This is a genomic window from Pseudomonas sp. RT6P73 (assembly GCF_054897715.1).
On record NZ_JBUBUV010000002.1, the window covers coordinates 2,512,038 to 2,524,239 of the forward strand.

At 58.9% G+C, this 12,202-nt stretch carries 7 protein-coding genes; 3 read left to right on the forward strand and 4 right to left on the reverse strand.

The annotated features are described in order from the left end of the window. Nucleotides 1-193: 193 nt before the first annotated feature. From ACYZT6_RS12265 to ACYZT6_RS12280, 4 genes are all read right to left on the reverse strand, one after another. Nucleotides 194-1,615, reverse strand: a complete 1,422-nt coding sequence (locus ACYZT6_RS12265) for an efflux transporter outer membrane subunit (protein WP_462027103.1) — start codon at nt 1,613-1,615, stop codon at nt 194-196. Next, nucleotides 1,612-4,806 (reverse strand): efflux RND transporter permease subunit, encoded by a 3,195-nt coding sequence (locus ACYZT6_RS12270; RefSeq protein ID WP_462027104.1) that lies wholly within the window; start codon nt 4,804-4,806, stop codon nt 1,612-1,614. Before ACYZT6_RS12270 ends, ACYZT6_RS12265 begins: the two co-directional genes overlap by 4 nt. 15 nt (nt 4,807-4,821) lie before the next feature. Further along, complete coding sequence (gene mexE, locus ACYZT6_RS12275; protein WP_462027105.1) at nt 4,822-6,075, reverse strand: multidrug efflux RND transporter periplasmic adaptor subunit MexE; 1,254 nt, start codon at nt 6,073-6,075, stop codon at nt 4,822-4,824. Nucleotides 6,076-6,381: 306 nt separating this feature from the next. Then, complete coding sequence (locus tag ACYZT6_RS12280) at nt 6,382-7,299, reverse strand: LysR family transcriptional regulator (RefSeq protein WP_257605177.1); 918 nt, start codon at nt 7,297-7,299, stop codon at nt 6,382-6,384. Nucleotides 7,300-7,565: 266 nt separating this feature from the next. Here ACYZT6_RS12280 and ACYZT6_RS12285 point away from each other — a divergent pair, with 266 nt between their 5' ends. The 3 genes from ACYZT6_RS12285 to ACYZT6_RS12295 all read left to right on the forward strand — a co-directional run bounded on the left by ACYZT6_RS12285 (nt 7,566) and on the right by ACYZT6_RS12295 (nt 12,082). Next, nucleotides 7,566-8,588, forward strand: a complete 1,023-nt coding sequence (locus ACYZT6_RS12285) for a zinc-dependent alcohol dehydrogenase family protein (RefSeq protein WP_131058575.1) — start codon at nt 7,566-7,568, stop codon at nt 8,586-8,588. A 559-nt stretch (nt 8,589-9,147) separates the two neighbouring features. Next, nucleotides 9,148-10,626, forward strand: a complete 1,479-nt coding sequence (locus ACYZT6_RS12290; RefSeq protein ID WP_462027106.1) for a hypothetical protein — start codon at nt 9,148-9,150, stop codon at nt 10,624-10,626. A gap of 55 nt (nt 10,627-10,681) precedes the next feature. Then, nucleotides 10,682-12,082: an aminotransferase-like domain-containing protein gene (locus ACYZT6_RS12295; protein WP_462027107.1), complete on the forward strand. Its 1,401-nt coding sequence runs from the start codon at nt 10,682-10,684 to the stop codon at nt 12,080-12,082. Nucleotides 12,083-12,202: the final 120 nt, after the last annotated feature.

Here is a 12,202-nt window from a genome sequence, read left to right on the forward strand (position 1 = left end):
TCAATGCCGGCGATTTTGCCTACAGGTCGCGTCGACATTGAAACCCATCGAAGCGTCGTCTTCGCGCGCAAGCTCGCTCCCACAGGGGATTTGTATTGATTTCACGACCGATAAAAAAAAGCCCCGCGACCGAATGAGGCGCAGGGCTAAAAAATTGGTCGGTTGCGGCCAACCAAAGGAGCTCTTTAAAAACTTACTTGCTGGCGACCGTCTCGGGTTGCCAGCCACCGCCAAGGGCTTTGTAAATCGCGACAATGCCGCGGTACAGATCGGTTTCGGCCAGGGCCTGGGTATCTTCGGCTGCCAGGCGCTCACGTTGGGCGTCCAGCAGGACGAGGAAGTCCACGGTGCCTTCGCGGTAGCGAATTTCGGCCAGGTCTGCGGCGGCACGGCTTGCTTCGCTTTGACGGATCAGCGAAATCAACCGTTGCTGACGTTTGCCGTAATCGCTGAACGCGTTTTCCGATTCTTCCAGTGCCAGCAGCACTTGCTGCTCGTAGGTTGCGAGCGCGCCTTCGGCATCGGCATCGGCGCCGCGCAGGCGGGCCCGGACGCTGCCCAGATCAAACGCTGCCCAGGTAATGCTTGGGCCGAGCGCCCAGGCATTGGCTGCCGCGGAACCGATTTGCGAACCACGCCCGGCGGTGAAGCCCAGGAAGCCGCTGAGGCTGACCCGAGGGAACAAATCAGCCTTGGCCACGCCGATACGGGCAGTGGCGGAGGCCAGTTTGCGCTCGGCGCTGAGGATGTCCGGACGACGTTGCAGCAATTCACCCGGATCACCAATCGGCAACGCCTTGGCGATGGCCGGCAAGTCTTTTGGACTCAGGTTGACGGTCAGTTTGTCCGGACGTTCACCCAGCAAGGTGGCGATACGGTTTTTCTGCCGAACCTGTTCGGCCTGCAACTGCGGCACGCTGGCTTCTACCGAGGCGAGGCGTGCGTCGGCACGCTCCACGTCCAGCTGATCGCCGACGCCGGCATCACGCAGGCTTTCGGTGATCTTGCGCGATTCCTGCTGGTTGTTCAGGTTGGCCAGGGCAATCTTTTCACGCAGTTGTGCACCGCGCAGTTGACCGTAGGCGTCCACCAGTTCAGCAATCATGGTGACTTGCAATTGGTACAGATCGGCTTCGGCCGCTTGCTGTTCGGCGTCGCTGGATTCCAGGTTGCGCTGGATACGGCCAAACAGGTCCAGTTCCCAGGCCATGTCCAGACCCAGGTCGTAGCGTTCGCTGTTTACCCGTTTGGTGGTCTCGCCTGGAATCTGGCCTTTACCCAAGTCACTGCTGGCGCGGCTGGTGATGGTTGGCATGGCGTCATTGCTGACGTCATCGCGAATCGCCCGGGCCGCTTTCCAGCGGGCGAAGGCTACGCGCAGATCACGGTTGCCTTGCAGCGATTGAGTCACCAACTGGTTGAGGGTCGGGTCTTCGAACTGCTGCCACCAGATGCCTTCGAAACGCGTGCGGTCGAAGTTTTTCTGGCCGGCAGCACCATCGGTAGCGGTGGTGATGTTTGCCGGCTCAGTGGCTGGGGTCTTGTAGTCCGGGCCGACGGTACAGGCACTCAGGGCCAGTACCAGAAGACTCGGCAGGAAGGCTTTCAGGCTCATTGCTGCGCCTCCAGTTGCTTTTCCAGTTTTAGTGCCTTGGCCGCTTTGCGCTTTTCACCGCGCTCCACAAAGTTACGAATCAATACGTAGAACACTGGCGTCAGCAACAGACCGAAGAAGGTCACCCCGAGCATCCCGGAGAACACCGCCACACCCATGGCATGACGCATTTCGGCACCGGCGCCGCTGGAGAACACCAGAGGCACAACACCCATGATGAACGCGAAGGAGGTCATCAGGATCGGACGCAGACGCAGACGGCAGGCTTCCAATACCGCGGCGAGCGGGCTGAGGCCTTCGTCCTGCTGTTTATCCTTGGCAAACTCGACGATCAGAATCGCGTTCTTACACGCAAGTCCCACCAGTACGATCAATCCGATCTGGGTGAAGATGTTGTTGTCGCCTCCCGAAGCAATCACACCGGTGATGGCCGACAGCAGGGTCATCGGTACGATCAGGATCACCGCCAGTGGCAGGCTCCAGCTTTCGTACTGAGCCGCGAGCACCAGGAACGCCAGCAATACGCAGAGCGGGAACACGAACAGCGCGGTGTTGCCGGACAGAATCTGCTGGTAGGTCAGGTCGGTCCATTCATAGGTCATGCCGTTAGGCAGTTCTTCCTTGAGCAGTTTCTCGATGGCTTTTTCGGCTTGGCCGGAGCTGTAGCCGGGGGCTGCCGCACCGTTGATTTCAGCGGTGATGAAGCCGTTGTAGTGCATCACGCGGTCCGGCCCCGAGGTGTCGCTGACCTTGATGAAGGTCGCCAGCGGGATCATCTCGCCTTTGTTGTTACGCACTTTGAGCTGACCGATCTGATCCGGTTCGAGACGGAACTGCTGTTCAGCCTGAACGTTGACCTGGTAGGTACGGCCGAAGCGGTTGAAGTCGTTGGCATACAGCGAACCCAGGTAGATCTGCAGGGTGTCGAAGATGTCGCTGACGGCCACGCCGTGAGTCTTGGCTTTTTCCCGGTCGATGGCGGCATCGACCTGCGGCACGTTCACGGTGTAGCTGGTGAACAGGGCGGCCAGTTCCGGCACGTTGTGACTCTTGGTGATGATGTTCATGGTTTCTTTGTACAGCTCGTCGTAACCCAGGTTGCCCCGGTCTTCGATCTGCAGGCGGAAACCACCGATGGTGCCCAGGCCTTGTACCGGTGGCGGCGGGAAGATCGCCATGTAGGCTTCTTGAATCCCGGCGAACTGGCCATTCAGTGCACCGGCAATCGCACCGGCGGACATGCTCGGGTCTTTGCGCTCGTCGAACGGTTTGAGGGTCACAAAAACGATGCCAGCGTTAGGACTGTTGGTGAAGCCGTTGATCGACAGGCCAGGGAAGGCCACCGCACTTTCCACGCCAGGCTGTTTCAGGGCCAGGTCGGACATGCGTTTGATCACGTCTTCGGTACGGTCCAGGCTCGAGGCGTCCGGGAGTTGCGCGAAAGCCACCAGGTATTGCTTGTCCTGGCCGGGTACGAAACCGGTCGGGGTGCTGGAGAAACCGAAGAAGGTCAACACCATCAAGCCTGCGTACAGCAGCAGGGCAATACCGCTGCTGCGGATAACCCGGCCTACCGTGCCGACATAACTATGGCTGGCCTTGTCAAAGAAACGGTTGAACGGACGGAACAGCCAGCCACCGAAGATCTTGTCGAGGACCCTGGAGAAACGATCTTTCGGTGCGTCATGGCTTTTGAGCAACACAGCAGCCAGTGCAGGCGACAGGGTCAGTGAGTTGAACGCCGAGATCACGGTCGAGATCGCAATGGTCAAGGCGAACTGTTTGTAGAACTGACCGGTCAAGCCCGAGATGAACGCCGCCGGGATAAACACGGCACACAGCACCAGCGCGGTCGCGATGATCGGGCCGGTCACTTCACGCATGGCCCGCTTGGTTGCTTCGACCGGTGTCAGTCCCAGTCCAATGTTTCGCTCGACGTTCTCCACCACCACGATGGCGTCGTCCACCACGATACCGATGGCGAGTACCAATCCGAACAGCGACAGGGCGTTCAGCGAGAAGCCGAACAGGTGCATCACGGCAAACGTACCGATCAGCGAAACGGGCACCGCCACCAACGGAATGATCGAGGCGCGCCAGGTTTGCAGGAACAGGATCACCACCAACACAACGAGGATCAGCGCTTCGAAGAGGGTGTGAACCACCGCCTCGATGGAGCCGCGCACGAAGATCGTCGGGTCATAGACGATGCTGAAGTCCATGCCTTCCGGGAAGTTCTTTTTCAGTTCGGCCATCTTGTCGCGAACTTCGTTAGAGATCTCGATCGCGTTCGAACCAGGGCGCTGGAAGATCGGGATCGCCACCGCCGGTTGGTTGTTCAGCAGCGAACGCAACGCGTATTGGCTAGAACCCAATTCAATCCGAGCGATGTCTTTCAGGCGCGTGATTTCACCGTTGTCGCCGGAGCGAATGATGATGTTCTCGAACTCTTCCTCAGAAACCAGACGGCCCTGAGTGTTGACCGACAGCTGGAACGCAGTGGCATTCGGCGCAGGCGGCGCACCCAGTGCACCGGCAGCAACCTGACGGTTCTGTTCACGGATCGCGGTCACTACATCGGTCGCGGTCAGGTTGCGCGAAGCGGTTTTGTTTGGATCAAGCCAGACCCGCAGTGAGTAGTCGCCCATACCGAACAGCTGCACGTCGCCGACACCGCCCAGACGCGCCAGCTCATCCTTGATGTTGAGCAAGGCGTAGTTGGACAGGTAGAGCATGTCGTAGCGTTTGTCCGGCGAGGTCAAGTGCACAACCATGGTCAGGTCGGGCGAAGCCTTGTCGACGGTGATACCGATGCGCGTCACCTCTTCTGGAAGTTTCGGCTCGGTCCGGGTCACACGGTTCTGCACCTGTACCTGTGCGTTGTCCAGGTCGGTGCCCAGGGCAAAGGTGATGGTCAGGGTGATCTTTCCGTCAGCAGTGGACTGAGAGGACATGTACAGCATGTTCTCGACGCCGGTAATGGCTTGCTCCAGGGGAGCGGCCACGGTTTCACCGATGACTTTTGGGTTGGCGCCGGGGAAGTTGGCACGGACCACAACGGTCGGTGGCACGACTTCCGGGTATTCGCTGATCGGCAACTGGAACAGCGAGATGGCACCGGCGATCAGGATCAGCAGCGACAGTACCGCTGCGAAGATCGGCCGTGAGATGAAGAATTGGGAAAAATTCATCGGAGTTGTCGTCCCTTAACCGCGTGGAGTCGCAGCAGCCAGTTTCACAACCGAACCCGGCGCGACCTTGGCAGGTGCGACTTGGGGCAGGTTGCTGGCTTCCAGCGCTTGTCGTTGTTGTGCGAGTGCCGCGAGGGTTTGTTCACTGGCCATCGGGATCACTTCAGGGGTGACCGGCGAGCCAGGGCGAACCCGTTGCAGACCCTTGACGATGACGGTGTCATCCTTGTTCAGGCCGCTGCGCACGATGCGCAAACCTTCGATTTTCGGACCCAGCTCGACGGCGCGATAGACTGTCTTGTTGTCGGCATCCATCACCAGCACGAATTTTTTGCCCAGATCGGTGCCGACGGCTTCGTCGTTGATCAGCACGGCGGAGTAGGTGCCGCTGCCGACCAGTTTCAAACGGGCATACAAGCCAGGGGTGTATTGTCCGTCGGCGTTATCAAAAACAGCGCGACCGCGGATGGTGCCGGTTTTCGGGTTGACCTGGTTGTCGACGAAGTTCATCACGCCCTGGTGCGGGTTGCCGTCTTCGTTGGACAGGCCGAGGTAAACCGGGGTGGTGGCGCCGCGTTTGCCCTGACGAGCGAGCTGGGTGTATTTGAGGAACACACGTTCATCGGCGTCGAAGTAGGCGTAGACCTTGTCAGTGGAAACGACGCTGGTCAGCGCGGTGGTATCAGCGGTCACCAGGTTGCCAGCGGTGATTTCCGCACGGCTGACGCGACCACTGATGGGCGCGGTGACGCGGGTGAAGCTCAGATTCAGTTTGGCCAGATCCAGTTGAGCCTGGACCGCCCCGACGGCAGCGCGAGCTTCCTGGGAAGCGCTGGTGCGCGAATCGGCGAGTTCAGCAGAGATTGCATTACTGGTGCGCAAGCGTTCGCCGCGCTGGGCTTCGTTTTCGCTGCGGGTAGCGTTGGCGCGACCTTGGGCAACCAGTGCTTCGAGGCGGCGGACCTCGGCCTGGAAGGGACGTGGATCAATCTGGAACAGCAAGTCGCCTTTCTTGACCAGTGCACCTTCAGTGAAGGCCACTTCATCAATCTGGCCGGAGACCCGTGGACGAATTTCTACGGTTTCTGGCGCTTCAAGGCGCCCGGTGAATTCGTCCCACTCGTTGACCGGTTGTTCCAGTACCTTGGCGACACTGACTTTCGCCGCAGGCATGGTAGCGGCAGACTCCGGAGCCTTGCCGCAAGCGCTCATCACCAGTACGGCCAACATGGCCAACGGGAAGCGCAAATGTTTGAGTGACTGTTCCATGGATGCATCCGCCAATGTATTGAGATGGGCGGATGATGAGCGGCGGGGTGGTATCGCACGAATCAAATGAAGCGAAGGTAACTATCATTCGGAATGATATGAGTCTGAAGCAAGCCCTCTAGCATGCGCCTTGCATTGAGGAGCAATCAATTGGATTCATGACAATTCAGTGTTGCAGCCGATGCAAAGAAAAATCCTGAAACCATGCTAAGGCCATCGCGGGCAGGCTCCTACAGTGAAATGCATTCCAATGTAGGAGCGAGGCTTGCCCGCGAAGAGGCCATCAGCCCCAACACAAAGTCAGTGTCAGGCCAGACTATCCGGATCCCCGAAGAACATCTGAATCCTGGACCGCAACCAACGCTCACCCGGATCATTGTCCTGCGACCCGCGCCACGCCATGTGCAATTCAAAGCTGCGCACCGGCAACGGCGGGTCTTCAGCCCGCACACCGCCAGCCGCTGTCAACGCATCAGCCGTGTAATCCGGCACCGTCGCGACAATATCGGTGCCGCTGATGAGCGTGCTGAGCCCGTTGAACTGCGGCACCGCGAGCACCACATGACGCTTGCGCCCGAGCTTTTCCAGTTCTTCATCTATAAAGCCGCTCAGGTCACCGGCAAATGACACCAGTGCATGGGGGCGGGCGCAGAAGTCGTCCAGGCTCAACGGCCCCGGCACCGTATCGGCACGCAACAGCTTCGGCATGCTGCGACGCAGCACTTTGCGCTTGGCGTTGGCCGGCAAGTCGGCGGTGTAGCTGACGCCGATGGAAATCTCGCCCGAGGCCAGCAGGCTCGGCATCAGGATGTAGTTGGCCCGACGCACCACCAGCACGATTCCCGGTGACTCGGCACGCAAGCGCTTGAGCAGCATCGGCAACAGCGCGAACTCGACATCGTCCGACAGGCCGATGCGGAACACCGCGGTGCTGGTAGCCGGATCGAATTCCGCCGCACGGCTGACCGCGGTGGAAATCGAATCCAGTGCCGGAGAGAGCAGGGCGAAGATTTCCACCGCGCGGGCAGAAGGCTCCATGCTGCGCCCGGTTCGCACGAACAACGGATCATCGAACAGCCCGCGCAGGCGCGAGAGCGCCGCGCTGATGGCCGGCTGGCCAAGGAACAATTTCTCCGCAGCACGGGTCACACTGCGTTCATGCATCAATGTTTCGAAAACGATCAACAGGTTCAGGTCGACACGACGCAGGTCATTACGATTCATCTGGAGTCCTGGCAGAGTCATCAAGCTTGACGAGAGCGGCCATATGAGAACAATGGCCGGCATGAATCTTACGGGGAAAGGCTGCTACTCTGCACCGAATAATTCAGTTTCCCTGCGGCTGCTCCGGATTTTTACGATAACCGTTGATCCTGTGGATGCTGCGGAATCAATGACAGGCATGTCGACTATTAATAGCCACTGATAGTCTTGGGTAGAAAGCCCAGATAGAGTTCAGGGCATTAGAGGTTTCTTTGACGAGGTTTGCGATGTCCCGCACGATTCGTTTTCACAAGTTTGGTCCAGCCGAGGTGCTCAAATGCGAAGAGCATGCGGCCGCTCTCCCTGCGCCGGGCGAAGTGCAGGTGCGCGTCGAGGCGATTGGCATCAGCTGGTACGACATTCTCTGGCGCCAGAATCTGGCCTCATCCCACGCTCGCCTGCCTTCTGGCCTTGGCCATGAAATGTCCGGCGTCGTAACGGCGGTCGGCGAGGGCGTCGATGACCTGGCGGTAGGTGACAAGGTCGCCAGCTTCCCGGCTGAAAGCCCGAACGACTATCCGGTCTACGGCGAGCAGATTGTGTTGCCGCGATCGGCACTGACCCGTTATCCGGACGTGCTCAGCCCGATTGAAGCCAGCGTGCACTACACGCCGCTGTTGATCGCCTACTTCGCTTATGTCGATCTGGCACGGGTCAAACCCGGGCAATTTGCCTTGGTGACCGACGCGAGCCACTGTGCCGGTCCGTCCTTTGTACAATTGGGCAAGGCATTGGGTATCCGGGTCATTGCCGCGACCAAGACGTCGGAGGAGCGTGAATACCTGCTGTCCCTCGGCGCCGAGAAAGTCATCGTCACCGAAGAACAGGATCTGCTGATGCAGATCAACAAGATCACCGACAACCGCGGCGTGGACGTGGTGTTCGATGGCCTTGGCGGTCCGCAGATGTCGCTGCTCGGCGATGTGCTTGCGCCTCGTGGCAGCCTGGTGCTGTACGGCCTGCAAGGCGGTAACCAGACGCCGTTCCCGGCCTGCGCAGCGTTCCAGAAGAACATTCAGTTCTTCGTTCACTGTATCGGCAACTTCACCGGCAAGCCGGAACTGGGCATCATCCAGGATCAGGTCGCACTGCAACGTGCCTTGCGTGACATCAACCAGCTGACCGCTGACCGCGTGCTGCTGCCGCTCAAGACTCGGGTCTTCCCGTTTTCCGAGTTTGTCGAAGCACACCGCTACATGGACGAATGCCCGTGTCGCGAACGGGTCGCCCTCCAGGTCGAACCGGCCTGATACCCCTGAAAAAGTCCGTGCTTGCACGGACTTTTTCATTTCCCTTCCGAGAATCCGAGACGTCCCGTCAACCTGCGACGGGTCAGTTCAGCAACTGAACTGGTTTTTGCTCTCAATCTGTATCTTCTAATCAGCATATAAGCCCCGATAATTGAATGATTACTTTCATCTCAAGGAATGAGCTATGGCTGGGTATCGGATAGATACTGTTCATCGCGCTCCGGCAATACAAACTCGACAAATAGCGCGTTATCGATCAATTGCCGAAAAATTAATGGCGACTTCTTTCCTTATTTCTCGTGCTACATGTCTGTGGGACGCTGTCGGATATTTCCTAGGATATCGCGAGCGGCCTCAAAGCGCTTGCTCTGTGGGGCTTTGCGGCAATCGCTCGTTGGCAGGATCACCAGTAAGCACGATTCATTTCAAATAATTACCGAAAAACTAAGTGTTAGCATTTGATATCAAGCACGACACTTTAATCATGACAGGCAGCCGTTTGCGCAATGCATACAGTTGTTTGCGTGACATCGAACCTATGCGTAACAGGTAAACAATGATGACCCATACCCATGAACAGGCAATGAACTATGTTTATCAGCAAGTATTGCAGCGATTGCTGAGTTTTTTCTCACGCGCCGAGCGCACCGCATTGCAGCTGATGATTCAGCGTCTGGTGGTCGCCGCGGGTGGCATGGAGCGTATTGGCGAATACAAGGTCTTGGCGATCCAGTCCGGAAGTCGCGACAGTTGTTACACGCTTGCGCTGCTGCGTGCCGCGCAATTGAGCATCGCCGGTCGGGCACCTGCGACGTTCCAGCTGCGGGTGGCGACCTTGCGCACGAACGGAGCAAGCTCGATAGCCCTTGAAAACATCCATCACAGCTGCAGCGCGTTGTTTCTCTACGACGATCCTCGGGTCGAAGTGGTGATGGTCGATAACCGGGAAGTCCTGCCGTTCAGCCATCTGACGCCGGTCTCCGAAGCAGGCCGCGAGTCAAATCGCCTCAATCTATTGATGGTCGGCCACCGTCGAGCCTGGAACGGACCGCTTGACCTGTGGGACGACGGGTACCTGGCAGCCGGCGAGTTTTACGGGCAAATCTCCCGTTGGGAGCGGGGCGTCGATGCGTTGGTCAGCAGCGATACCCCTCGTCAACAAAAGCAATTCATGGATGGGTTGCACCGGGCGGCGCGAAAGGCCGGTCTCAAGGCGTCGAGTTACCCTGAATCCGGTTATGAGGCGCTGTTCGCACGCCTGGATGAACTGGGCAGCGATTGCTACCGCGAGTTTTATCCTGAACATGCCCAGGCCGAGTGGCGCCCAGCCGAATGTTTTGAGGCGTGCCGGCGCACGACCTTCATCGATATCCACGACATGCTGGTCAGCAACCTGGAAGATCGCTGGCCACTGCTCACCGATTTCCTCGGGTTTCAACCTGACGAACTGGCTGCTCAGCTCAGCGATAACGAATTCATCAGTCTTCCAGTTTCCGCGCACGTTCGGGGGCTGGAGGCTTGTTTCATTCACGGTCGCACGTATGACGCGGGCGTTGCCGAATACGTGCAGCGAGCCTTGGTCATGATGCGTCGCAAACACATTCCCGAGCGCTTTTGCGAGATGGCAATGGAGGCGCTTGGCACCCCGGCGACAATGTCCGACCAGCGTGCATTGGCGACGGCCGAGGCCCAGAAGAGTCTCGGCTTGAGCGAGGCTCAACTGGTGTGTTTGCTGTTCGCGCCCTTTGTCGAGAACGGCGCCTCGCTGGAGCGTTTTCTGCGCCAGTGCCACCCCGGGATGCTCGTGGCATTGCCTGATCTGCACCGGGCGATGCAGGGCAACCCGGCGCCCGAGCAGGTTCTGCAATGGATGGTTGACGTCAGCGGCTTGCCCGTCAGTTTGATCGGCACGCTTTACCGCATGGGGCCGGTGGCCAGGGGCGAGGAACCCGGCACGGCAATCGACGATTCGGGTGTGCAAGCGTTGGACCTCGACGCGGGCGCCGCCGCGAATGGCGAACGGTCAGCGGGTCATTGAAAGTGCCCGGTTTTACCGCGTCCACCCATAAGCGCTGCGTCTTCGGTCATTACCCATGAAAGGCCCACGCGAAACCGACTTCGCTTATCAGGCGGTGTACCGTTACCTGACTAACCTCATCAACGAACCGGTTAGCGACACGCGAGTCCGTCTTCCTTCGTTGCGGCAGTTGGCGGACCGTCTGAGTGTGTCGATTTCGACTATTCAGTACGCCTATTCGCTGCTGGAAAAGGAAGGGCGGGTTTATTCGGTTGCCAAGTCCGGTTATTACGCGCTGCCCGTGTCGTCCATACGCCCGCTCAGCAGCGGCAATGACCTGCTCGAAACTGTCTATGTGAACGCCAGGCGTCCGGGAATGTTGGTGTTGAGCGCGGATGAGCCGGCGTTGTTACAGCCCTTGGACAGCCCGTTGTTGCTGCTTGAAAGAGAACTGCTGCGTCAGTATCCGCGCCAGCCGCAACCGACTTCACAACCTTGCGGCGAGCTGGAGCTGCGCGCCGCTCTGGCCGCGCGCTATACCTCCTCTCCAGCACGCTGCTGGCACGCCGATGATGTCTATATCGGCGCCGATTTGCGTGGGGTGCTGGAAATACTGATCGCGGTGCTGTGTCTCAAAGACGCCAAGGTTGTCGTCGAATCGCCCTGCGACTGGACGATTCTGCGCTTGCTCCAGGACGCTGACGTCCACGTCATCGAGCTGCCCTTGCAAGCCAATGGCAGCCTGGACCTTGAGCAACTGACGCAACTGCTGGAGACCGAGCCGGTGCGACTGGTCATGCTTTCATCCGGCCTCAACATGCCGCGTGGAAGCGTGGCTTCCCAGTGCAACAGGCAGTCTGCCGCTCAACTACTGGAGCGTCATGGCAGCTGGGTATTGGAGAACGACTGCTACGGCGAACTCGAATTCGAGGCCGAAGGCCCGCGTTTTCGCGACCTGCTGAACCCGGATCGACTGATCGTGTTCTCGACATTCGAAAAATCCATCGGGCCGGAGGCACCCTACGGCTATCTGCTCTCGCGGCAACTGAGCGTCGAACTGCAGCGGTATTTCCTGTTGCGTTCGTTCCGGTTATCGCCGATTCGCCAGAAAGCCATCGCACGGCTGTACAGCAACGGGCGAATCGATCAGCACCTGGTGGTGTTGCGACGGCTGCTCAGGGATCGCAAAGTGCACATGACCCAGCTGTTGCAGGAGCGCCTGGGCGATGCCTTGCATTTCGTCGAGCCCTTGGGCGGTGCGACGATCTGGGTCCGGTCATTGCGCCAGGTCGATGTGCGCCGGGTGTTCCAGCGTCTGCTCAGACACCAGGTGGTGATCGCGCCAGGGGAGCTGTTCAGCCTTCAGGGGTTGCACGCACAACACTTGCGCTTGAGTCATACCTTCGGCGGCGACCACGATCTCGCGGCGGCCATGGGTTTGTTGGGGGATGCGTTGCGACTGGAAGCTATCGATTGAGCAGGGCCGGTGACTTTGGAGATTGATAACATTTCGCTCGGGATCGATAACGTCGCGCTGCGGTCAAACTGCCAGTAAACTGCGTTCCAATTCCTGAACCACTCTATTCCAGAGGTTTTG

Bases quoted from the DNA above. Each gene is read 5' to 3' on its own strand.
- ACYZT6_RS12265 (WP_462027103.1), bottom strand. From the start codon at position 1,615: ATGAGCCTGAAAGCCTTCCTGCCGAGTCTTCTGGTACTGGCCCTGAGT.
- ACYZT6_RS12280 (WP_257605177.1), bottom strand. From the start codon at position 7,299: ATGAATCGTAATGACCTGCGTCGTGTCGACCTGAACCTGTTGATCGTT.
- ACYZT6_RS12270 (WP_462027104.1), bottom strand. From the start codon at position 4,806: ATGAATTTTTCCCAATTCTTCATCTCACGGCCGATCTTCGCAGCGGTA.
- ACYZT6_RS12295 (WP_462027107.1), top strand. From the start codon at position 10,682: ATGAAAGGCCCACGCGAAACCGACTTCGCTTATCAGGCGGTGTACCGT.
- mexE (WP_462027105.1), bottom strand. From the start codon at position 6,075: ATGGAACAGTCACTCAAACATTTGCGCTTCCCGTTGGCCATGTTGGCC.
- ACYZT6_RS12285 (WP_131058575.1), top strand. From the start codon at position 7,566: ATGTCCCGCACGATTCGTTTTCACAAGTTTGGTCCAGCCGAGGTGCTC.
- ACYZT6_RS12290 (WP_462027106.1), top strand. From the start codon at position 9,148: ATGACCCATACCCATGAACAGGCAATGAACTATGTTTATCAGCAAGTA.